Origin of the sequence: Tumidithrix helvetica PCC 7403, from assembly GCF_965232925.1 — a bacterium.
Lineage (GTDB): Bacteria > Cyanobacteriota > Cyanobacteriia > Pseudanabaenales > Pseudanabaenaceae > Tumidithrix > Tumidithrix helvetica.
Map to the genome: position 1 here is coordinate 26,494 of NZ_CBDDRA010000004.1, position 24,791 is coordinate 51,284.

24 protein-coding genes, 2 pseudogenes and 1 riboswitch are annotated in these 24,791 nt (G+C 46.3%); of the genes and pseudogenes, 17 read left to right on the forward strand and 9 right to left on the reverse strand.

Features of this window, described 5'->3' with window-relative positions; genetic code table 11:
• Positions 1-12: 12 nt before the first annotated feature.
• The 3 genes and pseudogenes from ACP2WE_RS05005 to ACP2WE_RS05015 all read left to right on the forward strand — a co-directional run.
• A pseudogene (locus ACP2WE_RS05005) lies at positions 13-1,642 on the forward strand (tetratricopeptide repeat protein); the annotation flags it as partial.
• Between the two features lie 11 nt (positions 1,643-1,653).
• A pseudogene (locus ACP2WE_RS05010) lies at positions 1,654-1,809 on the forward strand (element excision factor XisH family protein); the annotation flags it as partial.
• Between the two features lie 30 nt (positions 1,810-1,839).
• Positions 1,840-2,184: a XisI protein gene (locus ACP2WE_RS05015; protein ID WP_425214494.1), complete on the forward strand. Its 345-nt coding sequence runs from the start codon at positions 1,840-1,842 to the stop codon at positions 2,182-2,184.
• A 60-nt stretch (positions 2,185-2,244) separates the two neighbouring features.
• Here ACP2WE_RS05015 and ACP2WE_RS05020 read toward each other — a convergent pair whose 3' ends face one another.
• A complete protein-coding gene (locus ACP2WE_RS05020) occupies positions 2,245-2,511 on the reverse strand; it encodes a hypothetical protein (protein WP_425214495.1) in 267 nt (88 codons plus the stop codon).
• Positions 2,512-2,831: 320 nt separating this feature from the next.
• On the opposite strand from ACP2WE_RS05020, the gene ACP2WE_RS05025 reads away from it, so the two are divergent.
• The gene (locus ACP2WE_RS05025) at positions 2,832-3,590 is read left to right on the forward strand and encodes a cobalt-precorrin-6A reductase (RefSeq protein ID WP_425214496.1); all 759 of its coding nucleotides are present in this window, start codon (positions 2,832-2,834) and stop codon (positions 3,588-3,590) included.
• Between the two features lie 42 nt (positions 3,591-3,632).
• Here ACP2WE_RS05025 and cobJ read toward each other — a convergent pair whose 3' ends face one another.
• The 4 genes from cobJ to ACP2WE_RS05045 form a co-directional block, all read right to left on the reverse strand.
• Positions 3,633-5,063 carry a precorrin-3B C(17)-methyltransferase gene (gene cobJ, locus ACP2WE_RS05030; protein WP_425214497.1) on the reverse strand — a complete coding sequence of 477 codons (1,431 nt, stop codon included), beginning with the start codon at positions 5,061-5,063 and terminating at the stop codon, positions 3,633-3,635.
• Positions 5,060-5,824, reverse strand: coding sequence for a precorrin-2 C(20)-methyltransferase (locus tag ACP2WE_RS05035; RefSeq protein WP_425214498.1), 765 nt, complete (start codon positions 5,822-5,824; stop codon positions 5,060-5,062). Before ACP2WE_RS05035 ends, cobJ begins: the two co-directional genes overlap by 4 nt.
• Positions 5,824-7,470, reverse strand: a complete 1,647-nt coding sequence (gene cobG, locus ACP2WE_RS05040; protein ID WP_425214499.1) for a precorrin-3B synthase — start codon at positions 7,468-7,470, stop codon at positions 5,824-5,826. The genes ACP2WE_RS05035 and cobG overlap by 1 nt, the downstream gene beginning before the upstream one ends.
• A gap of 62 nt (positions 7,471-7,532) precedes the next feature.
• Positions 7,533-7,604, reverse strand: a riboswitch (adenosylcobalamin-variant (AdoCbl-variant) riboswitch).
• A gap of 126 nt (positions 7,605-7,730) precedes the next feature.
• Positions 7,731-9,233 carry a glycosyltransferase gene (locus ACP2WE_RS05045; protein WP_425214500.1) on the reverse strand — a complete coding sequence of 501 codons (1,503 nt, stop codon included), beginning with the start codon at positions 9,231-9,233 and terminating at the stop codon, positions 7,731-7,733.
• Between the two features lie 203 nt (positions 9,234-9,436).
• On the opposite strand from ACP2WE_RS05045, the gene tpiA reads away from it, so the two are divergent.
• The 8 genes from tpiA (at position 9,437) to ACP2WE_RS05085 (ending at position 16,282) form a co-directional block, all read left to right on the forward strand.
• Entirely contained in the window at positions 9,437-10,192 is a 756-nt protein-coding gene (gene tpiA, locus ACP2WE_RS05050; RefSeq protein ID WP_425214501.1) for a triose-phosphate isomerase, read from the forward strand.
• 160 nt (positions 10,193-10,352) lie between these two features.
• The gene (gene rpsL / locus ACP2WE_RS05055; protein WP_330482896.1) at positions 10,353-10,760 is read left to right on the forward strand and encodes a 30S ribosomal protein S12; all 408 of its coding nucleotides are present in this window, start codon (positions 10,353-10,355) and stop codon (positions 10,758-10,760) included.
• Between the two features lie 119 nt (positions 10,761-10,879).
• Positions 10,880-11,350: a 30S ribosomal protein S7 gene (rpsG, locus tag ACP2WE_RS05060; RefSeq protein ID WP_330482895.1), complete on the forward strand. Its 471-nt coding sequence runs from the start codon at positions 10,880-10,882 to the stop codon at positions 11,348-11,350.
• Positions 11,351-11,460: 110 nt separating this feature from the next.
• The gene (gene fusA, locus ACP2WE_RS05065) at positions 11,461-13,536 is read left to right on the forward strand and encodes an elongation factor G (RefSeq protein ID WP_425214502.1); all 2,076 of its coding nucleotides are present in this window, start codon (positions 11,461-11,463) and stop codon (positions 13,534-13,536) included.
• Between the two features lie 42 nt (positions 13,537-13,578).
• Positions 13,579-14,811, forward strand: a complete 1,233-nt coding sequence (gene tuf / locus ACP2WE_RS05070; protein WP_425214503.1) for an elongation factor Tu — start codon at positions 13,579-13,581, stop codon at positions 14,809-14,811.
• A 237-nt stretch (positions 14,812-15,048) separates the two neighbouring features.
• Positions 15,049-15,372: a hypothetical protein gene (locus ACP2WE_RS05075; RefSeq protein WP_425214504.1), complete on the forward strand. Its 324-nt coding sequence runs from the start codon at positions 15,049-15,051 to the stop codon at positions 15,370-15,372.
• A 123-nt stretch (positions 15,373-15,495) separates the two neighbouring features.
• Entirely contained in the window at positions 15,496-15,921 is a 426-nt protein-coding gene (locus tag ACP2WE_RS05080; RefSeq protein WP_425214505.1) for a TMEM165/GDT1 family protein, read from the forward strand.
• A gap of 76 nt (positions 15,922-15,997) precedes the next feature.
• Positions 15,998-16,282, forward strand: coding sequence for a TMEM165/GDT1 family protein (locus tag ACP2WE_RS05085; protein ID WP_425214506.1), 285 nt, complete (start codon positions 15,998-16,000; stop codon positions 16,280-16,282).
• A gap of 3 nt (positions 16,283-16,285) precedes the next feature.
• Here the strand turns inward: ACP2WE_RS05085 and ACP2WE_RS05090 are convergent, their stop codons facing one another.
• On the reverse strand, positions 16,286-16,870 hold the full coding sequence (locus ACP2WE_RS05090; protein ID WP_425214507.1) for a retropepsin-like aspartic protease family protein: 585 nt from the start codon (positions 16,868-16,870) through the stop codon (positions 16,286-16,288).
• 79 nt (positions 16,871-16,949) lie between these two features.
• Here ACP2WE_RS05090 and ACP2WE_RS05095 point away from each other — a divergent pair, with 79 nt between their 5' ends.
• From ACP2WE_RS05095 to dnaG, 5 genes are all read left to right on the forward strand, one after another.
• Positions 16,950-18,191: a DUF1800 domain-containing protein gene (locus tag ACP2WE_RS05095; protein WP_425214508.1), complete on the forward strand. Its 1,242-nt coding sequence runs from the start codon at positions 16,950-16,952 to the stop codon at positions 18,189-18,191.
• Between the two features lie 83 nt (positions 18,192-18,274).
• Positions 18,275-19,414, forward strand: a complete 1,140-nt coding sequence (locus ACP2WE_RS05100; RefSeq protein ID WP_425214509.1) for a DUF1501 domain-containing protein — start codon at positions 18,275-18,277, stop codon at positions 19,412-19,414.
• A 96-nt stretch (positions 19,415-19,510) separates the two neighbouring features.
• Positions 19,511-20,071 carry a Uma2 family endonuclease gene (locus ACP2WE_RS05105; RefSeq protein ID WP_425214510.1) on the forward strand — a complete coding sequence of 187 codons (561 nt, stop codon included), beginning with the start codon at positions 19,511-19,513 and terminating at the stop codon, positions 20,069-20,071.
• Between the two features lie 176 nt (positions 20,072-20,247).
• Positions 20,248-21,069 carry an alpha/beta hydrolase gene (locus tag ACP2WE_RS05110; RefSeq protein WP_425214511.1) on the forward strand — a complete coding sequence of 274 codons (822 nt, stop codon included), beginning with the start codon at positions 20,248-20,250 and terminating at the stop codon, positions 21,067-21,069.
• A 198-nt stretch (positions 21,070-21,267) separates the two neighbouring features.
• On the forward strand, positions 21,268-23,205 hold the full coding sequence (gene dnaG / locus ACP2WE_RS05115) for a DNA primase (RefSeq protein ID WP_425214512.1): 1,938 nt from the start codon (positions 21,268-21,270) through the stop codon (positions 23,203-23,205).
• Here the strand turns inward: dnaG and ACP2WE_RS05120 are convergent.
• The 3 genes from ACP2WE_RS05120 to ACP2WE_RS05130 all read right to left on the reverse strand — a co-directional run bounded on the left by ACP2WE_RS05120 (position 23,202) and on the right by ACP2WE_RS05130 (position 24,703).
• Positions 23,202-23,477, reverse strand: coding sequence for a hypothetical protein (locus ACP2WE_RS05120; protein WP_425214686.1), 276 nt, complete (start codon positions 23,475-23,477; stop codon positions 23,202-23,204). The genes dnaG and ACP2WE_RS05120 overlap by 4 nt on opposite strands.
• 117 nt (positions 23,478-23,594) lie before the next feature.
• Complete coding sequence (locus ACP2WE_RS05125; protein WP_425214513.1) at positions 23,595-24,392, reverse strand: GIY-YIG nuclease family protein; 798 nt, start codon at positions 24,390-24,392, stop codon at positions 23,595-23,597.
• Between the two features lie 104 nt (positions 24,393-24,496).
• A complete protein-coding gene (locus ACP2WE_RS05130) occupies positions 24,497-24,703 on the reverse strand; it encodes a hypothetical protein (RefSeq protein WP_425214514.1) in 207 nt (68 codons plus the stop codon).
• Positions 24,704-24,791: the final 88 nt, after the last annotated feature.

A 24,791-nucleotide genomic window follows, 5' to 3' on the forward strand; every position in this document is an offset into this window, starting at 1 on the left:
ANATGAAGNNNNGGAACCACTGTTTAAACAAGCGCTGGCACTGTGGCAAGAACTGTTAGGTGATCGCCATCCCAATGTCGCGACCAGTATCAACAACCTCGCATTACTGTGCTATTCGCAAGGAAAATATGAAGAAGCGGAACCACTGTTTAAACAAGCGCTGGCACTGTGGCAAGAACTGTTAGGTGATCGCCATCCCGATGTCGCGAAGAATCTTAACAACCTCGCAGAAGTATATCGTTCACAAGGAAGATATGAAGAAGCGGAACCACTGTTTAAACAAGCGCTGGCACTGTGGCAAGAACTGTTAGGTGATCGCCATCCCGATGTCGCGATGAGTCTCAACAACCTCGCATTGCTGTGCTATTCGCAAGGAAGATATGAAGAAGCGGAACCACTGTTTAAACAAGCGCTGGAACTATCGCAAGAACTGTTTGGTGATCGCCATCCCGATGTCGCGATGAGTCTCAACAACCTTGCAATGCTGTACGGTTCGCAAGGAAGATATGCAGAAGCGGAACCATTGTTTAAACAAGCGCTGGAACTATCGCAAGAACTGTTTGGTGATCGCCATCCCAATGTCGCGATGAGTCTCAACAACCTTGCAATGCTGTACGATTCGCAAGGAAGATATGCAGAAGCGGAACCGTTGCTTAAACAAGCGTTAGCACTGTGGCAAGAACTGTTTGGTGATCGCCATCCCAATGTCGCGATGAGTCTCAACAACCTTGCAATGCTGTACGATTCGCAAGGAAGATATGCAGAAGCGGAACTGCTCTATAAAGAGGCGCTGCAGTTGAGTCGAGAACTATTAGGCGATCGCCATCCCTCTGTCGCCAACAGTCTCAACAACCTTGCCGAGTTGTATCGTTCGCAAGGAAGGTATGAAGAAGCGGAACACCTAAGATTGCAATGCTTAGAGATTGTGAGAGAGGCTCTTGGTGAAAAACATCCACAATTTGGTTCCAGCCTCAACAACCTCGCAGCGCTGTACAAGTCGCAAGGAAGATATGAGGAAGCGGAGCCGCTCTATCTAGAGGCGCTGCAGTTGAGTCGAGAACTATTAGGCGATCGCCATCCCGATGTCGCCTCCAGTCTCAACAACCTCGCAGCGCTGTACGATTCGCAAGGGAGATATGAAGAAGCGGAACCGCTCTATAAAGAGGCGATGCAGTTGAGGCGAGAACTGTTGGGCGATCGCCATCCCGATGTCGCCTCCAGTCTCAACAACCTCGCAGCGCTGTATGATTCGCAAGGGAGATATGAAGAAGCGGAACCGCTCTATAAAGAGGCGATGCAGTTGAGGCGAGAACTATTAGGCGATTGCCATCCCGATGTCGCTTCCAGTCTCAACAACCTCGCAGGTCTGTATCGTTCGCAAGGGAGATATGAAGAAGCCGAACTGCTCTATAAAGAGGCGATGCAGTTGAGGCGAGAACTATTAGGCGATTGCCATCCCGATGTCGCTTCCAGTCTCAACAACCTCGCAGTTTTGCGTTATCACCAAAATCGTTACGATGAGGCGGAGTCACTATTTTTGCAAGCCCTAGAAATTTGGGAATCTGGTCTCGGTAACAATCATCCCAATACGCAAAGCGTTAAAAATTCTATTGCCTATCTACAGGCAAATCGTCCGAGTTAAGGAACAATCAAATGATAAAAGATTTATTTCATGATGCAGTCAGAAATGCCCTAATCAAAGATGGTTGGCAGATTACTGAAGATCCATTATTTTTGAAAATAGGAGGAGTTGAACTTTATATCGATCTTGGAGCCGAAAGATTAATTGCTGCCGAACGAAACTCTGAATTATGATATTGAAAATGAGGTGATTGTCACATGGAAAATCTAGAGAAAATTGACAAATATCGCGCGATCGTCAAAGAAATCCTTAGCCAATATGCAACCTATAAACCCTCCTATGGCGACATTGAGATCCAAACCCTATTTGATACAGAACAGGATCATTATCAAGTTCTAGGCGTTGGTTGGAACAAAAAAGAAAGGATTTACGGTTGTTCCATGCACCTAGATATAAAAAATGGCAAAATTTGGATTCAAATCAACAATACCGAACTCGATATCGGTCAAGCCCTCGTGGAAAAGGGTGTGCCCAAAGAAGATATCGTCATCGGTTTTCAGCCCGTTTATATCCGCCAAGTTTCAGGCTATGCGATCGCCTGACGAAAAGATGTACAGAATAAGGGATCTGGGCATTTAGCCTTTTCCATCCCTAAAAGAAATCTATTTGGGAATTTTAATCACGATCGTCAGTCCATTTAGGTAGGTGAAGTAATTGGATACACCATTCTCTTGGACTACGGTAAATCCTTTTTGCTTAAATTCGAGCGACTTGACCGAAAGAGGAGCCTCTAGTCCGCCCTCTGGTTTCACCACAATCGGAATTGGCTTATCAATTTTAGCAGTCAATTTTGGATCGTGAAATAAAAAGTATCCAGCACCGAGACCGATCGCCACACCAGCAGCAGCCGTGAGGAAATATTTGAGCATAGGGACTAATTTCGTATTTTTCCCCACCATACAATAATTCTCAAGTCCCGTAAATCAGCTCATTTTAAACTGCGGCATGAATCATCAAAATATGAAGCGCTTATTGATATTAGGAGGAAAAAACGATCTGCAAATTTAAGCTGAACGCGCTCGAATTCATCAAGAGATTACCATCACTAAATTAGATGGACTTTCTAAGTCATAACAGCAATATTGCAAGTTGGATAGTTTAAAATCAGAAAAAAGGACACAGCCATGAATACATCTCGATATCCCATAGCTGCCGCACAAAAAAGAATGAGCAAATAGTTCATTAAAATATGAAACGCTTACTGATTTTAGGGGGAACAGGCGACGCGATCGCTTTAGCAGACAAAGCTACAAAGATTCCAGAGCTTGAAGCGATCAGTTCCCTCGCAGGTCGCACCCAAAACCCGATCGCACCTATAGGAAATGTCAGAATTGGTGGATTTGGTGGAGAGGATGGACTCACAGCCTACTTACAAGAGAACCACATCGATTTACTGATTGATGCTACCCATCCCTTTGCCGCTCAGATTTCCGCCCATGCCGCCACCGCCACCGCTACCTGTGGAATCCCGCATCTCATCCTCGTTCGTCCCCCATGGCAAAAGCAAACAGGCGATCGCTGGATTGAAGTCAAAAGCCATACTGCCGCTGCCCAAGTCTTATCCGAATTCGCAGGGAATTCTCTAAAGCGCGTCTTCCTGACGATCGGCAGACAGGAACTCGCAGCCTTCGCCGATCTCGATTCCATTTGGTTCTTAATGCGCTCGATCGATCCACCTGCCTCTACTGTTAAAGTTCCTCATGGCAAGCTGCTCTTGGAACGAGGTCCATTTACCCTAGAAAACGAACGCAGTCTACTGATCGAATATCAGATCGATGCGATCGTCAGTAAAAACAGTGGTGGCGATGCTACCTATGCCAAGATCGTTGCCGCCAGAGAATTAGGCATTCCCGCCGTAATCGTCCAACGTCCTCCCATTCCACCTGTCGAGCAGGTTGATAGTGTAGACGCAGCGATCGCATGGTTGATGGAACGACTCGTCCAATGAATCCCCTGCACACAGGCAAGAGAGCTTCCAGATCCTCCTCTCTTACTCAAGGGATCGGGGGGGATCGTATCGTCTCGGTGTATACACCCAAACCTTTCCATCCTTACGGGAAATCGTGCGGGTCTGACTCGAACCAATAATAATCAGGGTTCGCATATCGGCATCTTCGGGATTGAAATCGCCGAGCGTGCAGACTTGAACCGCTTGTTTCGGTCTGCCAAGATTGCGAGCCAATACCACAGGAGTTTCAGGCGATCGCCGCTGCAATAAAATCTCTTTCGCTTTGCCTAACTGCCAAGTCCGCTGTTTTGAAACGGGATTGTAAAAAGCGATCGCGAAATCTGCCTCAGCCACTGCGGCAATTCTCTGTTCGATTACCGACCAAGGCTTGAGCAGATCGGAGAGGGAAATTGCACAAAAGTCATGCCCAAGGGGTGCGCCCACCTGAGCTGCCGCCGCCTGCATCGCTGAGATGCCGGGTTCGACACGAATATCAATCGGTTCCCATTCTGGCTTGGCTTCCTGTTCCAATACCTCAAACACCGCCGCTGCCATCGCAAAAATCCCTGGGTCGCCAGAGGAAACCACGGCAACGGATTTTCCTGTGGCGGCGAGGTCGAGTGCAAATCTGGCTCGATCTAGTTCTTCGCGGTTATCCGAGTCGTGACGCTGTTGTCCTGTATGTAAGCACCCAGCTAAATCGAGATAGAACTTATAGCCGACCCAATCCGTTGCCGATCGCAGGACGGCTTTTACTTCAGGCGACATCCATTCTGGCTTGCCCGGCCCCGTACCGACAATCGTGAGTTGACCTCGCGATGCCGTTGCACCGCTCGTGGGATGATAGACCAAGCAGTTAGGAGCGGGCGGAACGGCTTCTTCCGTGATGCGAATGAGCAGTTCGCCATCATCGGTAATCGGTAGTTTGCTTTGGTGCAACCAAGGGGCTTCACCCTCCAAGCGCAGGGTTGCACCAGCGAGCAGATCGGCAATAAACTTCTTGGCATCCTCTGGGTTTGCCAGCCTATATCCCTGTGGAGGATTTAGCAATGTCGTGCGAAATCGGATATCTCCCGTTGTCGTAATTGCAGGTTCAATGCCCAGCGCATCGGCAATTTGACGCGCTAGATCGTTCACGCCATGCAAACCGCCCAGCAAAGGCACGACGGCACTGCCATCTTCGGCAACGGCTAAGACGGGTGGCTCAGAACGTTTATCGGTCAAGAGTGGCGCGAGGGTGCGAATCAGAATGCCTGCGGCACAGATACCCACAATCGATGTTCCTTTAGCAAACAGTTCCTGTAACGTTTCGCCGAAATCGCTGAAACTGATATCCACACCCTCTGTTCGCCCTGCTAAGCCATAGAGAATGGAATTGGGTAAAGCAGTCATGAATTGCCTTGCTGTGGGAACGCTATTTTGTCCAAGCACCACTACTGCAAGCGTTGGAAAGAAAGGCTCTAAAGGCTTCATGACACTGACTTTTGTTGACTGGGGATCACAACTAGCGACCAATAGGGAACTTCTGCGGGATCGACTTCTGCGATCGCCACAATTCTCTGATTTGGCATCGTCGCCCGTTCGATATACAGTGCCCTTGAGAATAATCCCAACTCTACTAGAACATCTCGAACTTTGCTGAAGTGCCGACCGATTTTGATGATGACTGCTGTATCTGCAACCGCGAGGCGATCGCGTAAAATTTCGGCTGAGAGCGTCGCAGGCATAATACTCAATACATCATCGCGATAGGTTAAAGGAACTCCTAATGCCGACGCACTCGCCATCGTGGAAGAGATGCCTGGTACGACTTCGGTTTTAAACTGCCCTGACAGGCGATTAAACAGATACATAAAGGAGCCATATAGAAATGGTTCTCCTTCACAGAGAACAGCAACATCTTGACCGTTACTGAGATAACCTGCCAATTTTTCGGCAGCTAGATCGTAGTAGGGTTGAGAAGAGCGAACTGGACTAAAGGGCAGGGGCAAGGGAACTTCAATTTGATCGGCACGCAGATAGTCGGCGACGATCGCTCTCGCTAACACCTTGCCATTTTCCATAGTGGGATAGGCAATCACTGGCACCGATTGTAAAATTCGATAGGCTTTGAGTGTAATCAGCTCTGGATCGCCCGGTCCAATCCCCAAGCCATAGAGGCGACCTGTTTGAGGGGCGCGATCGCGCTCTCCATCGGCAGCATTTATCTCAGGATTTATCTCGGAGTCGATCATTATGAATTCTCACTGGTTAATGCATTTACAATTTCCTTGCCAACTTCCTTGAAATCGTCACGATCGCTCAATCCCAAATCGAAGATTTCCTGCAACTGGGGAATAGAATAACCATCGACAAACTGTCTGAAGGATTGACTAAACGGCGTTTGGGGTGACAGATTTACATCCATGGGCGATCGCTGCTGTTGATACACCTGCAACATCCGTTCCACAACCACAGGAATTTCCTCGACGGGCACTGCTCGCAATAGCGGTCGTCCAAAGGATGAATTCAGCGCTCGATCTCTTGCTCCCACATAAATGTCATAGGCTTCGAGCGATCGCTCCTCCTTCACAATCTCAGTTCCCACTAGGGCAATGTCACTGTGACGATACTGAGCGCAGGACTTAGTACAGCCACTAAAATGAATCTCGATCGGTCGATCTAGGCTCACTCGTTGCTCTAAAGTTTTCACGAGTTCTAGAGCATGGTCTTGGGTATGGGTCGCGGCTGACGCACAGCCCCCTCGTCCCGTACAGGCAACCATTCCACTATCTAGGTGCGTAGCTGACCAGTGCAGTCCCAAGTCAGCAATCTCTGTTTGCAGAGCCAGTAAGCGATCGCTGGGAATATTCGCGATCAGAATATTTTGCCAAGGTGTTAGCCGCAATTCCCCACCACCGTAGGTTTGCGCTAGCGCTGCTAAGCTGCGTAACTGGGAAGATGTGATGCGCCCAAGGGGCAAGGCAATTCCCAAATAAAACAGGTTTGGCTGAGACTGAGCGTGACTGCCAAGACGATCGAAGGATTCGTCAAAGGATTCGTCAGCGATCGCTTCTGGGGAAGCTTCACTCCTTGTTAAAGGAAAAGATAGAAGCTGTTGCACCCGTTCCAAATAATGCTCTACGCCCCAATCGGATAAAAGATGGCGCAGACGGGGCTTACGATTGCTGGGATAGGCTTCACGCTTCAGATCGATATAGTCCAGATACACTTGAGCGAGGGCGGCTAACAGGGATACCGTTTGCTCTGGCGCGATCGCGATGTTTGTCATACTCCTGCGATCGACTTCTACATTCAAATGTAGCCGAAACAAGATCTCTGAAGCATTGCCTGATTTCCGATTCGGGATTCGATCGGGGTTTTGCTCAGCGACGAAGGTAATATCATTGCGGAGATTTCGGACTGAAACAGATTCCCCACCATCAAAGCAAACACTAAACTTAGGGGAGAGGTTAGCTAATTCGAGGTGAGTTTGCAAATAGTCATCCCAAGCCTTTACCAAGGGACGAGTATCGAGCCGACTATGGGGATCGATCCCTGCCGTGGGACTTACCATCATATTGCGAATGGGGTCGATGCCGATCTCGCGAGGCGCTAAGCCCAAGTTTTGTAAGTGGTGAAAGCTTTCTGGGGCGATCGCTGTTTGAACTCCTCGAATTTGAAGATTGGCGCGATTGGTCACTTGGACACAACCATCTCCATAGCGATCGGTCAGGTCGGCGATCGCTTTACATTGCGGCTGGTTAAGAATTCCTCCCACAATCCGCATGCGCGTCAAAACGCCATCTTTGGCAACGGAACCATAAAATAATCCTGGGCAGATTGGTAATTTCGCGTTTACATCAATCTGCAATTCGGGTATTTGTTTAGAATGTGACAACGAACTATCTCCTCCCTGTGCGACGCAGGGAAATAAGATTCAAACATTAAGCGTCAAACACTTAGGGGAGCGGCATTCTGGCTTTTACAGTTGCGGCACAGCGTCGGAATCACACCAAACTTTCCCGTCCCCCAGTCTTTGAAACCTATCACAAGCTGACTACCAAAAGCCTGCGATCGGCACTTTTCTTAACGAAATCTTGGGTGATGTTATAATTTTTTCAGCCTTCATAGGGAGAAAACCAGAAATTCATCGGGTAGTTAGATGAACTTAATTTTTTGAGCGGCATACAAGCACATTCGCAAAAGCACCAAGCCTTCTTTAAAGTGGGCAATATTAGATTGTCCGTAGGTACGAGGCTGATACCTCACAGGCACTTCCACAATATGTAGTCCTAGCTTTGCCGCCCCAAACAGCAAATCAAAGTCCCCAAACGGATCGAAGTCCCCAAAATAGCTGCGATTGGCAACGATGCGTTCGTAGTCAGAGCGCCATAACACCTTTGTGCCACAGAGGGTATCTTTGAGCGATTGTCCCAGCAAATATGAGAAGGCGATCGCAAAAAACTTGTTTGCTAGGGTATTTAACCAAGGCATCGCTTTGCCCGATCGCGGATAAACAAGACGAGAACCATTAATAAATTCGCCTCTACCCAAAGCAATTACCTGAACAAATTGCGACAAGTCCTCTGGTTGTACGGTTAAATCGGCATCAAGAATCATCAGGATGTCGCCCGTTGCTTCGGCAAATCCCAATCTCACAGCATCGGCTTTCCCCTTGCCTTTTTGCTGCATACTTTTAAAAGTGAATTGTGCAGCGCCACGCTCTTCTTGCCTATTTTGAGCCTCTGCAACAACCCGTTGAATCTCTTCCCAAGTATTATCTTGCGAATGTCCTTCCACGAAAATAATTTCTGTGTGTTTCCCTAAAGCTGGCATGCGCTCTACAGCCGCTTGAATATTTCCTGCCTCATTCCGCGCTGGAATCACTACACTTACTGAATAATTAGCGATCGCTTCGGTAGCACTGGAAATCGTAGGGCGGGCAATAATATAGTTCGTCAGGCTGAGATTATCAATAACAGGCAGTTGACAAATATAACGGTTGATAAAGTTGGCAAGCAATGGAATCCACTTTGGGCAGAGGAATCGCTTCCCCATTTTGACCGTACTATAGCCAGTTACCATCAGTAGGTTCAGCACATCATGTAGGGATAGCCAATTTTGCGGTGGCTGGGGGCGTCGTTGTCCGATCAGTTCGGCTAAATGCAAAAGCCCCTCCCACTGATAGTTATGGAAGACGAGAACGATCCGCGTGCGCGGATGGCAAAAGGCTTGGAGCCGATCGAGTACCGACTGAATATCGTTAAGATAACCTAGAACCCCTGCGAGGAGAATAAAATCAAATTTTTCAGATTCTAAATCTTCGGGTGTAAGAGCCTCGGCATCAAGACAGTAAAAACGCAAGTCAGAGGGCTGAGAGTCCTTGGGTTGAGATGCAATCGGGTTGGTTTGATGTTTTTCCTGTGCGATCGCAATGGCAGATGGGGCAAAGTCAATCCCCATACCCAAGCTAGGCTTAACGGCAGCGAGTAGACTGCCCGTGCCACAGCCAATCTCAAGTACCTTACTACCCTGTGGAACCAAATATTGGTGTAACTTTTGGATATCCTCGTAGTAATAATGATTGCGATCGCTCCACCAATCTAAATCAGGGGCAATCTGCTCAAAATACGATTGAATTTTATCTTTAAACCTGTCCATCAACTTAAAAATTACTTAATTTACCTTGTACAGGCTTTGTAGGATCGCGGTTTTGAGTTTAACTCAATATCATCCCATGCTAGATATTCATAAAACATAACCGAGAGATCGCTTCATTATTGCTGACCGCTACATACCCTTTTTCGGTAAACTAAAAAGTTACTTAACTGTTTCTATAATTTACATTCAGGGGTAATCAAGCATTGCGTAAGATTGTCATTGCTGGCAACTGGAAAATGTACAAAACCCAGTCTGAAGCAAAAGCCTTTTTTGCTGAATTCCCAGCACAGCTTAACGCTACAGCAAAAGCCGCAAGCGTAACCAACCAACAAATCCTTATTTGTGTCCCATTTACCGATCTAGCGATTTCGCAAGCGATCGCCAGTTCGAGCGCATCACCTAGCATCCATATCGGCGCACAGAACCTGCATTGGGGCGATAGTGGCGCATTCACGGGTGAAATTGCCGCCCCCATGCTGGTTGAATTGGGGATCAAGTTTGCGATCGTCGGGCATAGCGAGCGACGTCAGTTTTTTGGTGAAACCGACGAAACGGTAAACAAAAGGTTAAAAGCCGCTCAAAAGCATGGTATCACGCCCATTTTGTGTGTGGGAGAAAGCAAGCAGCAACGCGATGCTAATGAAACAGAAGCATGGATTTTTTCTCAGTTAGAATATGGACTGAAAGAAGTCGATCAGCAAAATTTGATTATTGCCTATGAGCCAATCTGGGCGATCGGCACGGGTGACACCTGTGAAACTGCCGAAGCCAATCGCGTGATTGGGCTAATTCGCAGCAAACTCACGAATCCTGATGTCACGATTCAGTATGGTGGTTCGGTTAAACCTGAGAATATTGACGAGATCATGGCACAACCTGAAATTGATGGCGTGCTAGTGGGTGGCGCAAGCCTTGATGCCACGGGCTTTGCTCGCATTGTCAACTACCAAAGTCCCTAAACCCATCCTGCAATATTCAAGCTTAACCACAGATACAGCACCCCAACAAAAACTTAACTCAAGAAAATTTGCTGTTAAAAAATTGACTTAATTTAGCATATTTTGTTAAGATGATGTGCTGTTGATTTACACTATAAAACCGCAAGCACAATAAACTTTTATGCCCACTATCCAGCAGCTCATTCGTAGTGAGCGCCAGAATACTAACCAGAAAACCAAGTCTCCTGCCCTCAAGAGCTGTCCCCAGCGCAGAGGCGTTTGTACGCGTGTGTACACCACCACCCCCAAAAAGCCCAACTCTGCCCTGAGAAAAGTAGCAAGAGTCCGCCTAACTTCTGGTTTTGAAGTAACAGCATACATTCCTGGTATTGGGCATAACCTGCAAGAGCACTCGGTTGTGATGATTCGCGGCGGTCGGGTAAAAGATCTACCTGGTGTGCGCTACCACATCATTCGCGGCACACTAGATACAGCGGGTGTCAAAGATCGCAAGCAAGGACGTTCTAAATATGGTGCCAAGCGACCTAAGCCAGGTCAAGCCGCTGCACCCGCCGGAAAGAAGAGATAGTCCATTCAAGGCTTATCATTCGCTCATCGTCGATACGTTAAAGCAAATGACAAGTGGCGAATATTCTCAAAGTGAAAGATTTTCAATTACAACAAACTTAAACCTCATCACTCAGTAAAATGTCTCGTCGTACTAAAGTCGCCAAGCGCGTCACCCCACCTGATTCTGTCTATAACAGTCGCTTAGTTAATATGCTGATTAGGCGCATTATGACCCGTGGCAAGCTATCTGTTGCTACCCATATCGTTTATGAAGCACTGGATACTGTTGCGGAACGGACTGGTAGCGTTCCGATTGAGGTCTTCGATCGCGCTATTCGCAATGCCACTCCCCTCGTGGAAGTCAAGGCAAGACGGGTTGGTGGTGCAACGTATCAAGTACCCATGGAAGTTCGCAGCGATCGCGGTGTTGCCCTTGCCCTGCGTTGGCTAGTGCAGTATTCTCGCTCTCGTCCCGGTCGGAGTATGGCAAGCAAGTTAGCCAACGAGCTAATGGATGCTGCCAACGAAACGGGTGCAACAATTCGCAAGCGCGAAGAAACCCACCGTATGGCTGAAGCAAATAAAGCCTTTGCTCACTATCGCTATTAATCCACTCTGTAGCACTTGCCTAGTAAAGATTTATATCTTTGCGCTCCGTTAAGTTGCTATATTATTCTTAATACAAATTTTCAATTCCTGACAAATACGAGGAAACTGTCGTGGCACGAACCATTGCTCTAGATAAAGTACGCAACATTGGGATTGCAGCTCATATTGATGCTGGAAAAACCACAACTACTGAGCGTATTTTGTTTTACTCCGGTGTTGTACACAAAATGGGTGAAGTCCATGAAGGCACCGCAGTAACTGATTGGATGGAGCAAGAACGCGAACGCGGCATTACCATCACAGCAGCTGCGATCACCACAAGCTGGAAAGATCACAAAATCAACATTATCGATACCCCAGGTCACGTTGACTTCACGATTGAAGTCGAACGTTCTATGCGCGTTTTAGATGGTGTAATCGCAGTATTCTGCTCTGTTGGTGGCGTTCAGCCTCAATCAGAAACTGTTTGGCGGCAAGCCGACCGTTATAAAGTGCCACGTATTGTGTTTGTCAATAAGATGGATCGCACTGGCGCGAACTTCTACAAAGTTTACGGACAAATTCGCGATCGCTTGCGCTCAAATGCTGTGCCGATTCAAATCCCCATCGGTAGTGAAGCCGACCTGCGAGGCATTGTCGATCTCGTCAAGATGCGCGCTTACATCTACAACGATGAAATTGGCAAAGATATTATTGAAACAGACATTCCTGAGGATGTACTAGATCGAGCTAATGAGTTTCGCACCAAGCTGATCGAATCAGTTGCCGAAACTGATGATGCGCTTACAGAAAAGTATCTAGAAGGAATCGATTTAACCGAAGAAGAGATTAAAACTGGACTCCGATTAGGCACACTCAGAGGTACAATCGTACCCCTCGTTTGCGGCTCTGCCTTTAAAAACAAAGGCGTGCAACTACTTTTAGATGCGGTGATCGACTACCTACCTGCGCCGATTGATGTTCCTCCAATTCAAGGAACATTGCCAGATGGTAACGTCACCACCCGCGAGGCTAATGATGATGCGCCTATGGCTGCTTTGGCATTCAAAATCATGTCCGATCCCTACGGTCGCCTTACCTTTATCCGAGTTTATTCGGGCATCTTAAAGAAAGGTTCCTACGTTCTTAACTCAAGTAAGAATAAGAAAGAACGCATTTCCCGTCTCATTGTTTTAAAGGCTGATGACCGTATCGAAGTTGACGAACTGCGTGCGGGTGACTTGGGTGCTGTACTGGGGATGAAAGACACATTTACAGGCGATACGCTGTCGGATGATGCCAACCCAGTGATTTTGGAATCTCTATTTATTCCAGAGCCAGTTATCTCTGTGGCAGTAGAGCCCAAAACAAAGCAAGATATGGAAAAGCTATCAAAAGCTTTACAAGCCTTGTCAGAAGAAGATCCTACATTCCGTGTCATGGTTGACCCTGAGACTAACCAGACGGTTATTTCTGGGATGGGCGAACTCCACCTAGAAATTCTCGTAGACCGCATGTTACGCGAATTTAAAGTCGAAGCAAATGTGGGCGCACCACAGGTTGCTTACCGTGAAACGATCCGTAAGGCTGTTAAAGCTGAAGGTAAGTTTATTCGTCAAAGCGGTGGTAAGGGTCAATATGGTCACGTTGTGATCGAACTTGAGCCAACAGAGCCTGGAACTGGCTTCGAGTTTGTCTCCAAGATTGTAGGAGGTACTGTTCCTAAGGAATATATCAATCCTTCTGAACAGGGCATGAAAGAAGCCTGTGAATCAGGGATCATAGCGGGTTATCCTGTTATTGATTTAAGAGCAACCTTGGTTGACGGCTCCTATCATGACGTTGACTCTTCTGAAATGGCTTTCAAAATTGCTGGCTCAATGGCAATTAAGGAAGCTGTGATGAAGGCTGGTCCAGTCTTGCTTGAACCGGTGATGAAAGTGGAAGTCGAAGTGCCTGAGGACTTTTTGGGAGATGTGATTGGAGATCTCAACTCTCGTAGAGGTCAAATCGAGGGTATGGGCTCAGAACAGGGTATTGCTAAAGTATCATCGAAAGTCCCTCTGGCTTCGATGTTTGGCTATGCCACTGACATTCGCTCCAAAACTCAGGGTAGAGGTATATTCTCTATGGAGTTTAGCCACTATGAGGAAGTTCCTCGTAGTGTTGCAGAAGCTATCATTGCCAAAAGCAAGAGCAAAGAGTAGTAAAAGTATCAAAGGAATAACAGAGTAAGGAATATAACTTAAATGGCACGCGCAAAGTTTGAACGGAACAAACCCCACGTTAATATTGGTACCATCGGTCACGTCGATCATGGTAAGACAACCCTAACTGCTGCAATCACAATGACTTTGGCAGCAAATGGTCAGGCAGCAGCAAAAAAATATGAAGACATTGATGCCGCACCTGAAGAAAAAGCGCGTGGCATTACCATCAACACAGCTCACGTAGAATACCAAACAGACGCACGTCACTACGCTCACGTTGACTGCCCTGGGCACGCTGACTATGTAAAAAACATGATTACCGGTGCAGCCCAAATGGATGGTGGCATCCTCTTGGTGTCGGCTGCTGATGGTCCTGAGCCTCAAACCCGCGAACACATTCTTTTGGCGCGTCAGGTAGGTGTACCCAATCTGGTCGTATTCCTGAACAAAGAAGACCAAATGGAAGGTGAGGAAGAGTTAGTCGAGCTTGTAGAACTAGAAGTTCGCGAGTTGCTTTCTTCCTATGACTTTGATGGAGATGCAATTCCGATTGTTAGAGGATCGGCTTTAAAGGCAGTTGAAGCCCTGACCGCAAATCCTAAAGTTAAGAAAGGCGAAAATCCTTGGGTAGATAAAATCTACGCACTGATGGATGCTGTTGATGCCTTTATTCCAACCCCAGAACGTGCTGTTGACAAGCCATTCTTGATGGCAGTTGAAGACGTATTCTCAATCACTGGTCGTGGTACGGTTGCGACGGGTCGGATCGAGCGTGGCAAGGTCAAGATTGGCGATTCTGTTGAACTCGTTGGTATTCGCAATACCCGTAGTACTACAGTTACTGGTCTAGAAATGTTCCAAAAGACCTTGGAAGAGGGTCTGGCTGGAGACAATATCGGCGTACTGATGCGTGGTATCCAAAAGTTGGATGTAGAGCGCGGCATGGTAATTGCTAAGCCTGGTTCGATCACCCCCCATACCCAGTTTGAAGCTCAGGTCTATGTTTTGACCGATAAAGAAGGTGGTCGTAAGACACCTTTCTTCCCTGGCTATCGTCCTCAGTTCTATGTACGGACTACTGACGTGACGGGTACCATCGTCACCTTTACGGCTGATGATGGCAGTGCTGCTGAAATGGTCATGCCTGGCGATCGCGTTAAGATGACCGTTGAGTTGATTAACCCGATCGCGATCGAAAACGAAATGCGCTTCGCTATTCGTGAAGGCGGTCGTACTGTAGGTTCGGGTGTTGTCACCAAGATCTTGAAGTAAATCTTCAAGTTGGTTGCAAGCAAGTAACTTAGACTAATTTCTAACAATAGATGGTGATTCTCTGCTTGGAGCGATCGCCATCTATTGTTAGTTTTAGGGGTGGCGCAGCACTCAAATCCCGTGTTGCAATTGCAACTGAAATTGGGATCGGATTGATTGTGTTAAAGAATTGGGCATAATTAAAAATGTCAAAGGGCGTGATTTCACACGGCATCGATTAAAAAGAGGATTAAAAACATGAAATGCTTAAAGTGGCTGCCCCTCGCCAGTTTGCTTTTATTTCCTGCTGCTGCTTCGGCACAGTATCCGATCATTTTCAATCATATAAAAGATACAAACTTGAGCCAAGATGCATGTGTCGATAATGCTGGTGAAGCGATGAGACGGGCAGGCTTTACAGAGCATTTTGAGTATATTGGGAATGGAGCTTTTGGGGTTAGTGGTAGATATAGTGCCTCAATTCGTTGTGTTACCGATCGCAATATTGTATTTTTTGCTGTAGCAGGACCTCGTAATGAGACGACAAGGGCTTTGGTCGTTAAACTGCAACGAGCTTTCTAGGATTTATGCTTCTAAGATTTTGGGATTGAAACTTGAAGGTTGTCGTAAATCTTTGGCACTGAAGAAATAAAATTTGTAAAGATCGGTTAGAGTATGAAAGGATTATGAAAACAAATTCCTTGTATGACTGCCGTGAGATCTGCAATTACCTCTGAAGCTGACTCTGAAATTACGCCCGAGCGCAAGTCCGAAATTAGTCCTAAAGTTGGCTTTGAGATTAATCCTGAGACTGAATCCAGCCATAAACCCATAAATTCTTCATGGCTTAAGTCAGAATCCTTTCAAATTACCGTCGCTACGTTTCTAACGGTATTTGTGGCTGAGTTGGGGGACAAAACCCAAATTACCATCCTAATGATCGCAGCACAGGCAAAGTCCCCAATTATAGTGTTTTTGGGAGCCGCGATCGCTTTGGTCTTAACTAGCTTTTTAGGTGTGATGGCGGGAAAATGGCTGCATAGCCACTTGCCACCGAAATTGCTCAATACATTGGCAGGGTTCAGTTTTCTGTGTTTGGCTGTGGGTTTAGTTTGGGATGCTGTGAGGTAGGGGCAAATTCGTGAATTGCCTCTGTAGGGGGATTGGTGCTTGTGCAGACGCCGTAGGTTATTTTTGAGAGGTCAATATGGACTGGCAGCTATTTTTTCTGAGTTTTGGCACAATTTTTTTATCTGAGCTAGGCGACAAGAGTCAGATCGCCACAATTGGCTTGAGCGGTAACTCGGCTGCGCCTCGGTATGTATTTTTGGGTTCGTCTTTGGCTTTGCTACTGGCTAGTCTCATTGGTGTTTTGCTTGGAGATAGTGCATCTCAATTTTTGCCCACGAGATTGCTCAAAGCGATTGCGGCAATTATCTTTGCAGGAATGGCACTACGTTTGCTCATGGGCGAGCCAGAATCTGACATGTAAAGACTAGCGAGGATAAAACTCCACCACATCTTTTTTGATTTTGATATCAAAGTTTTCAAAAAAGTCATGCCCCAGTAAACCCACTTCAATGCGATCTGAAACCGCCACGGGCACATCCGTTACAACCGCAGAACCTACAGACATCGATCGCAAAATTCCCACAGGAAATTGCACCTTGCTACCATCCGCGATCGTGGCATTAATCACGCCTACGGGCTGCAATTGAAGCGAGTATGCCATTCGCGATGTGATCAAGGTTCCTGAAGCACCCGTATCTAAAATCATTTCAAAAGTCTGATTGTTGTTAAAGGTGACATCAATCACGGGTGTACCTCGATCCCTGCGTTTAATTCTGACTTGAATCACACCACCACTGGTGACGGACGATGAGGGCTGAGTCTGCGATCGCTGTTGCTGCGAACCACCGTTACACAGTCCGCCTAAGTCGATTCTCCTGCCCTTGGAGTCCACCATAAAGCAGCCGTCGCTCTCTTGAGCCATGGCATTCTGGTAAATAAAAAGTTCGCTTGCCGTAAGTACGGACGCACCCAAGCAAGAGATCGCCACTAACCTAGCTAAAATTTTCATGTTGATGGTTTGAACCCTATTGCTAATGTAGCAGTCTTAACACTGTGTGCAACGAATTTAAGTCTGAGGGAGCCAACTTATGGAGCCAATGATTCAGAAAGCCCATTTTTTGCGGAGAGCCAGTTTTGGCGGCACGCTGGATGAGCTACACAGCGACACAAGACCCGATGCGCTACTGGGGCATTGGTTGCAGCAAAGTCCTGCGATCGTTGTGCCGAATTTGGGTGGCGTCGTTAAAGGTAAAGGACGGGGAAAACAGGTACGCGAATTTAGTCGATGGTTACTCACCCAACTTACCTCAGCTCCTAATCCACTCCACGAGAAAATCACGAATATTTGGCGCGATCGCTTTGTGGTGTCGTTGAGAAAAGTCAGATTTCCACAGTTGCTCACCGATTATGAAAAGCGACTGAGAACCTATGCCTTAGGAGACTTTCAAGAATTGTTGTGGCAAGTCACAACCAGTCCTGCCATGCTGAGTTATTTGGATAATGCCCAAAATCAGGCTGGCAAGATCAACGAGAATTACAGCCGCGAGGTGATGGAGTTATTCACGATCGGGCGGGGGCAATATACAGAGAAGGATATTCAAGAAGGGGCGCGATCGCTGACGGGCTGGCGGATCGAACCCAATCGGGAAGCGGGAACTGCCGAGGCTTTATTTTTGCCCCGTCGCCACGATCGCGGCGTCAAGACCTTTTTGGGACGCACGGGTAATTTCAAAACCGAAGATGTAGTCGAGATTTTGGCGAATCATCCCAGTACGGCACGAGCGATCGGGAGCAAACTCTGGAGTACCTTTGCCTATAACGATCCTGAGCCTGCGATCGTCGATCGCCTAGCCAATGTTTATACGCAAAACAAGCGCAGTATTCGCGCCGTGGTGGAGGCAATCTTCAACAGCCCTGAATTTTATAGCCCCAAAGCCTATCGCAGTCATATCAAAACTCCAATTTACTTTATTGTCGGCAGTTTAAGGCAACTTCAGATCAAGGCAGATTATGACAAGTTACAGGGAAGTTTACGCGCGATGGGGCAATCTCCCTATAATGCGCCGAGCGTCAAAGGCTGGCTGGGGGATTTGGGTTGGCTAACTGCACCTTCTTTATTGACAAGGCTCAATCTCGCCCAGCAACTGACAAAAGACTATGGCGATGATGGTGGGTTTGACTTTAATCCCGATCGCTTTTCTAACTCCGATTTGGTGACCCTGTTATTGGACGGTCAAGCCGATCCCAGTCTGGTGAGTTCGTTTTCGGGACTATCTCCACGCGAAGTCACAGCCTTGATCCTATCGTCACCAACCTATCAATTGGCATGAGGAATATGGTTATCGGTAACTGGTTATTGGTTATCGGTATTTTGTAATTTGCACTGACAACTGACAACTGAAATTCTAAACCGATGAAAAGACGAAATTTTTTGACTTTGGTGGCGGGTGCAGCAGTTCTGACTGCTTTAGAACCAAGTTTTGGGCGTAGTAGCGAGGCAAAGACGCTACTGGTGATTGAGTTGGCGGGTGGGAATGACGGCTTAAATACCTTTATCCCCTATAAAGATTCCAACTATTTCAACCTTAGACCTAGTTTGGGAATTAAAGATGGCATTCCAATCTCAAGTACGGTTGCTCTGCACCCCGCCCTCAAGGAGCTAAAGCCAATTCTAGATAGTGGCAGGCTTGCTGTCGTGCAAAATGTTAGCTATCCCAACCCCAGTTTGTCTCATTTTCGTTCCAAAGATATTTGGCAGAGCGGCAATCCTCAAGGGGCGGCGGAAACAGGTTGGCTTGCCCGTTATTTAGAATCGACCAACGCGAATACCCAAGATGCGATTTTTTTGGGAGAAGAGTATCCCTTAGCCCTGACAGGCAGTCGCGATCGCTTCTTACAACTATCCCCAAATCTTGCCCTGCGCAGTAGCGGCAAGTTGGGGCAGGCAATTGCTGCCATGTATGCCACGCCACAGACCAGCCCTCTAGCAGAGCAGGTGCGCCGCTCTGTAATCGAGAGCGAACAAGCAGTCAAAAAACTCGCCCAAGATCTCGATCGCCGCGTGGACAATCATGGCTATGCTAAAACCGCGATCGGCCGACAATTTGCCCTTGCAGGCAAGGTTCTAGAGGCAAATCCGAAAGTGCTGTATTTAGGAATTGGAGGTTGGGATACGCATACGGGTCAAGCACGCCGACAACAACAACTTTTGGAACAATTGGGCTTGGGTTTAGCAGCGCTGAATCGGGATTTAATTTCTAGGGGCATGGACAAGAATGTCTTGATTATGGTGCAAAGCGAATTTGGGCGACGACCTGCTCAGAATGGCTCAGGTGGAACCGATCATGGCACAACGGGCCCTGTAATTTTGTTGGGACAAGTGCGATCGGGGCTATATGGCGGAAATCCAGCTTTGGATAGTTTGGAGAAGGGAAATTTACCGATGAAGGTAGATTTTCGCAGTGTTTACGCCGAAATCCTCAGCCAATGGGATCGCGTCGATCCCAAGCAAGTGCTAGCTCAAGATTTTGCAAAAGTTGGTTTTCTTGCTTGAAAATCAGCAGTCAAAACATTTCAACATACATGAGAATTAATACAGTACGATAGTTTTCTGTACCTTAAGCGTTAGCTTATTACCGAGGATTGGGAAATGGTAATTGCAGTCTCCAAATCGTTGACATTAGAGGGCTTTTTGCAACTTCCTGAAACTAAGCCCGTTCAAGAATATATTAACGGAGAAATTATCACAAAACCAATGCCTAAAGGGAGACATAGCCGTTTGCAAGGCAAGCTGTGTTCGGTGATAAATCAAGTGACGGAAGCAGAGAAAATTGCTTACGCTTTTCCTGAGCTGCGATGCACTTTTGGGGGGAGTTCTATTGTGCCTGATGTAGCAGTATTTCTGTGGCAACAGATTCTTTTTAACGAAAATGGAGAAGTACCAGACGATTTTAAGGCTCCTCCAGACTGGACCATTGAAGTGCTGTCTCCCGAGCAAAAATCGAACAAAGCGATCGGTAATATTCTCAATTGCCTAAATCACGGTTGTCAATTAGGGTGGTTCGTTGAGCCTGATGATTATAGTATTTTGGCATTCCTTCCTGGGAAACAACCTCAACTTTTACGAGGAAGCGATCGCTTACCTGTTTTAGCATCTATTCAATTAGATCTAACAGTTAGCGAGGTTTTTAACTGGCTAAAGATGAGTTGATCCCGAGATCGAAAAATACGAATATTGAAGCTGGTATTTTTAGATGATTCAGGAAATTGTTAAGGGTACTTTTGATGAGAATCAAACTGGGAAGGAAAAGCAGAAAGCGTATTTATAGATTTGTACTGATTTTCTTTTTGATTCTGAATATTTTGGCTTTCGCAGGTGCATATTTAATGACCCACTCTAGATCCCCACAGCAATTTGGATTAGGGCTTCCTAAAGATACTAGTTCCAAGCTCCCAATCGATATGGGACTTGCCTATAGCACGCAACGCCTTCCAATCAGTAAAACTGAGTGGCTCGAAACTTGGCTCATATCAGTTCAGAACTCTGCTTCTAATGGAACGATTCTCATGTTCCCAGGGAAATCAAGTAGTAAGTCAAGTCAGCTTCTTGCCCCAGCTCATGCATTTCACAACTTAAATTATGACACTTTGCTGGTTGATTTTCGCGGAGTGGGTGGTTCGAGTGGAAACACGAATACTTTAGGCATAAGAGAAGCCCAAGATGTTGCTCTAGCGATGAGTTATGCCCAAAACTCAAAATTGAAGCGTCCGCTCATCCTTTACGGTATATCAATGGGGAGTGCGGCGATTCTCAGAGCAGTGGCGATTGAAAAAGTGAATCCTGACGCGATAATCATCGAGCTTCCCTTTGCTCGTCTGCTTGACTCTGTGAGAAGTCGGTTGAGGGCGATGTGGCTCCCTCCATTTCCGATGGCAGAGCTAATCGTCTTTTGGGGAGGCGTTCAACATGGCGTGAATGGATTTACCCACAATCCAGAAACCTATGCCAGTCAGGTTAAGTCACCGACCTTATTGATGCATGGTAAGCTCGACCCGTGGACATCCTTAGAAGAGATTAACCAAATCTTGAAAAACCTGCCCAGTTCTAAACAACTGCTTATCTTTCCTAATACTGGGCATAGCTTACTAGTCACAGTGGATAAAGAATATTGGCAGCAAAATGTCGATCGGTTCCTTAAAAGAATTTGAGTTGTAATTAATTTGTAGCACAGGCATCTTGCCTGCAAGAACTGGAAATATTCACAAACAATTAAGGGGCGTACCACATTGAAGTCATTGTTAGCAAATGCGTAATAAACAACCAAATTTACGATCGCTAAGCAAAGAGTTTTGCCATAATATATAAGCTCTTGTAGTTTAGGGCTTCAAACTAAGCCTTTATACTCAATGACAGACCTACGACTTCACCCTGATACGAAAGAGCAGGTCAGACAGAAAGTTGACATCGTCGATGTCATTTCTGAGCATATTGTGCTACGCAAAAGTGGCGTGAATTTTCGCGGGGCTTGTCCGTTTCACAATGGCAGTAACCCCACAGCCTTAACCGTTAACCCCGTCAAACAGATCTATCACTGTTTTAACTGCGGTGCGAGTGGCGATGCCTTTAAGTTCTTGATGGATATTGGCAAACAATCCTTTCAAGATGTGGTGTTGGATCTTGCCAAACGGCATGGTGTGGCAGTTCGTACCCTAGAGCCAGAAAAAGCCCAAGAATTACAACGACAACTCTCCCATCGCGATCAGATTTATGAAGCCATGGGTTTGGCAACCAGCTTTTATCAACATGCCCTTTTTTCCAGTCAGGGACGGGAAGCCCATGACTATCTCACCCAAAAGCGGCAACTGACTAAAGAGACGATTCAGACCTTTCAACTGGGGTATGCCCCCGCAGGTTGGGATACGCTCTATGGCTATTTGGTACAGCAAAAACGCTTGCCTCCCACGTTGGTTGAGCAAGCAGGTTTGATCGTGCCCCGCAAGGGTGGCGGTGGTTATTACGATCGCTTCCGCGATCGCTTGATGATTCCGATTCATGACACCAGAGGCAGAGCGATCGCCTTTGGAGGACGTTCCCTTGGAGACGAACAGCCTAAATATTTAAATTCGCCTGAAACGGAACTATTCAGCAAAGGTTCCATTCTCTATGCGATGGATAAGGCAAGAGATGCGATTAGCAAAACCGATCGCGCCGTGGTCGTAGAAGGTTATTTTGATGCGATCGCACTGCACCAAGCGGGAATTCAGCAAGCCGTTGCCACGATGGGCGTAGCTCTGAGTGGCGATCAGATGCGCCAGTTATTGCGCTACACGGAATCGAAGCACATCATTCTCAACTTTGATGCAGATAAGGCAGGGATTACGGCGGCGGAAAAAGCGATCGCTGGGTTTAAAGATTTAGTCTTTAATGGAACCGTACAACTTCGCATTCTCACAATGCCTGATGGTAAGGATGCCGATGAGTATCTCAAACAGCATGATGCCAATGCCTATCAAGAACTCTTAACCAATGCACCGCTTTTCATCGACTGGCAAATCGAACAGATTTTGGCTGGACAGAATCTCAATCAAGCCGACCAGTTCCAAAAATGCAGTCAGGCGATTACGCAACTACTCACAAACCTACCCGACACCTTCATTCGCACCCATTACATTCACACCTGCGCTCAGCGACTGGCTCAAGGAAACTCATACCTTGCCCTGCGCTTAGAACAAGACCTGCGCCGACAATTGCGCTATTCCCGTTGGTATGGCAATAAACCACAAACTCCGACTACACCCACCTCGGCTTTACATGTGGCGGAAACCCAACTCCTGCAAATCTATCTCCACTTCCCTCAACATCGCGCCTTCGTTTACGAGATCTTGGAAACAGAAGACATCAGCTTTAGTATGTCGAACCACCGCCATCTCTGGCAGATGATTCTAGATATGCTGGAAGAAGAGACAACTTCCCTCGAACCTGTGGAACCCTTTCCCGATCATCTCGTGCAGCAATTGCAAACCGCCTGTGCCGAAATTCCTGAGATGGCAAAGCAACTGCATCACCTCCTGTGGCTCGATGAGAACTCACGGGTGGCATTATTGCGTCCGACCATGGTAGTTAAGGCAGCGATCGCTAAGATTCAACTGGTGATGGGCGAAAAACGCTATCGCCACTGGCGCGATCTATGGGAAAAAACCGATCTCAAAGCCAATCCAGAACTCGGTCATTACTATCAAACCAAAATTCAATCGGAACGAAATAGTATTTTAGAACTACAGAAACAAATTGAAGTTACCTTCGCCGACCTCACGGATACATTAGGCTTGATCGTAGAGTTTTAGGATTGAGTTTCGGTCGCCCTAATCAACAAGCTGTTCTTCAATAAAGCATTGTAGTAAGAATAAGCATCATCGCGTTCGTTCTGAAGGTGGGCATACAAGGCTAGTTCTGGCTCTGATGCTAGAGGCTGCTTTGGAATATCTAAGCCTACTTCGGTTAAGCGTATGGATGCGATCGCGATTAATAGCGACCCGATTGTGTTATTTCTACCTTGGTAAAGATCTTCCAGTCCGGGTAAGATTAACTCTGATCCTGGTAATTCATTTAGCTCCATTATTGCTCCTTGAACCATATCAGTATTTGTCTGGGCGCGATTGATGAAGTTGTGAGCACCAATGACTTGCTCAGGAAAACTAATAACTGATAAAGCAAAGCTTAGTTATACATTTTTTCAGTTTTTATTGTAACCAAATTTTCTAGTGAGAAGAGTTTCTTTCCACCATGATTCACGATTGATTATTGTGTTGTCATCAATTGTAGACTTGAATATGTCAAGAATTGAGTATCTAAAGAATTTTTTGATATGTTCAAATGGTAAACTTTTTAGCTCAAAATTTCCACCGTGTCCATTGGCGATGTAATTACTCCATCTACCATGTATCATATTGGAGCCATATGCTGATCCTACATACATTTTTCCATTTGATTCATCTGTAATTAGATAGACACCTTTTTGATTCGCTAATGCTGTTTTCCATGTGCTTTTATTGATTAGATTTTCTAATTCGTGCCAACTAATATTGACATTTTCGTAACCTGGAAATATGTCGTTATCAAATGTGCTGTCTAAAATCTGAAGGACTTTGCAGTCATTGATAACACTGGTAGCTTTTCTGACTAAATTTTGTGCATTATTTTTGAATTCAATAATTATTCTTCCACAAAATTTTTCATATTCATCAATTTTTTCGTACTCATATCCAATTGCATCCAATAAATTCAAATCTTTTGTTACGCGACTAATGTCGAATAGAAGCCATTTATCACCTTCTATTCTAATGAATCCGATGGTTGTGTTTCCTTCTGAAAATGACTTCTTCTTTGAATAATTCCAGTATTGCCAAGTTTGTAATTGGGGTCGATTTGTCTTGAAAATAAATAAAGGATCGCCAGAATTGTTTGGGATATTAAATCTAATTTTTGTATTGTCTAAATCTTTAAGTTGTAATATATCATTGAGTAATATCATGTTTTTCTCTTGTTTTTATGTATAGCGGCTGAACTCACCCATCGCTAGTAACTTTGAGTGATTATAAAGTAGTTTGTCATTGGGTCGAGTGCAGTGATGTTGACTTACTGACCTCGCCTTGGCTTACAGTCTGCAAAACTTAATGCCTCTGTATCTAAAAAACTGGCGATCGCCAGCTCAATGATTGCTTCAACGGGATAATCAATTTCAGTAGCGCGAGCAATCAGGGCATCCTGAATCCAATCTGGTAAGCGCCTTAAAATAATTTCCGCATCAACGGACGAGATTTGCTCCGAAGGTTTCACTTGCATGGGCTAGGACTCCATAGGAATTTGAACATTATACGGTGGCTCAGTCGCTCTCAAGTTGGCACGGAAGGCAAATTATGATTTACCGAAT

What these genes read in the sequence shown, in the direction of transcription:
- ACP2WE_RS05015 (WP_425214494.1), top strand. Translation starts at nt 1,840, where the DNA reads ATGGAAAATCTAGAGAAAATTGACAAATATCGCGCGATCGTCAAAGAA.
- ACP2WE_RS05020 (WP_425214495.1), bottom strand. Translation starts at nt 2,511, where the DNA reads ATGCTCAAATATTTCCTCACGGCTGCTGCTGGTGTGGCGATCGGTCTC.
- ACP2WE_RS05025 (WP_425214496.1), top strand. Translation starts at nt 2,832, where the DNA reads ATGAAACGCTTACTGATTTTAGGGGGAACAGGCGACGCGATCGCTTTA.
- cobJ (WP_425214497.1), bottom strand. Translation starts at nt 5,063, where the DNA reads ATGAAGCCTTTAGAGCCTTTCTTTCCAACGCTTGCAGTAGTGGTGCTT.
- ACP2WE_RS05035 (WP_425214498.1), bottom strand. Translation starts at nt 5,824, where the DNA reads ATGATCGACTCCGAGATAAATCCTGAGATAAATGCTGCCGATGGAGAG.
- ACP2WE_RS05045 (WP_425214500.1), bottom strand. Translation starts at nt 9,233, where the DNA reads ATGGACAGGTTTAAAGATAAAATTCAATCGTATTTTGAGCAGATTGCC.
- rpsL (WP_330482896.1), top strand. Translation starts at nt 10,353, where the DNA reads ATGCCCACTATCCAGCAGCTCATTCGTAGTGAGCGCCAGAATACTAAC.
- rpsG (WP_330482895.1), top strand. Translation starts at nt 10,880, where the DNA reads ATGTCTCGTCGTACTAAAGTCGCCAAGCGCGTCACCCCACCTGATTCT.
- tuf (WP_425214503.1), top strand. Translation starts at nt 13,579, where the DNA reads ATGGCACGCGCAAAGTTTGAACGGAACAAACCCCACGTTAATATTGGT.
- ACP2WE_RS05075 (WP_425214504.1), top strand. Translation starts at nt 15,049, where the DNA reads ATGAAATGCTTAAAGTGGCTGCCCCTCGCCAGTTTGCTTTTATTTCCT.
- ACP2WE_RS05080 (WP_425214505.1), top strand. Translation starts at nt 15,496, where the DNA reads ATGACTGCCGTGAGATCTGCAATTACCTCTGAAGCTGACTCTGAAATT.
- ACP2WE_RS05085 (WP_425214506.1), top strand. Translation starts at nt 15,998, where the DNA reads ATGGACTGGCAGCTATTTTTTCTGAGTTTTGGCACAATTTTTTTATCT.
- ACP2WE_RS05090 (WP_425214507.1), bottom strand. Translation starts at nt 16,870, where the DNA reads ATGAAAATTTTAGCTAGGTTAGTGGCGATCTCTTGCTTGGGTGCGTCC.
- ACP2WE_RS05095 (WP_425214508.1), top strand. Translation starts at nt 16,950, where the DNA reads ATGGAGCCAATGATTCAGAAAGCCCATTTTTTGCGGAGAGCCAGTTTT.
- ACP2WE_RS05100 (WP_425214509.1), top strand. Translation starts at nt 18,275, where the DNA reads ATGAAAAGACGAAATTTTTTGACTTTGGTGGCGGGTGCAGCAGTTCTG.
- ACP2WE_RS05105 (WP_425214510.1), top strand. Translation starts at nt 19,511, where the DNA reads ATGGTAATTGCAGTCTCCAAATCGTTGACATTAGAGGGCTTTTTGCAA.
- ACP2WE_RS05110 (WP_425214511.1), top strand. Translation starts at nt 20,248, where the DNA reads ATGACCCACTCTAGATCCCCACAGCAATTTGGATTAGGGCTTCCTAAA.
- dnaG (WP_425214512.1), top strand. Translation starts at nt 21,268, where the DNA reads ATGACAGACCTACGACTTCACCCTGATACGAAAGAGCAGGTCAGACAG.
- ACP2WE_RS05120 (WP_425214686.1), bottom strand. Translation starts at nt 23,477, where the DNA reads ATGGAGCTAAATGAATTACCAGGATCAGAGTTAATCTTACCCGGACTG.
- ACP2WE_RS05125 (WP_425214513.1), bottom strand. Translation starts at nt 24,392, where the DNA reads ATGATATTACTCAATGATATATTACAACTTAAAGATTTAGACAATACA.
- ACP2WE_RS05130 (WP_425214514.1), bottom strand. Translation starts at nt 24,703, where the DNA reads ATGCAAGTGAAACCTTCGGAGCAAATCTCGTCCGTTGATGCGGAAATT.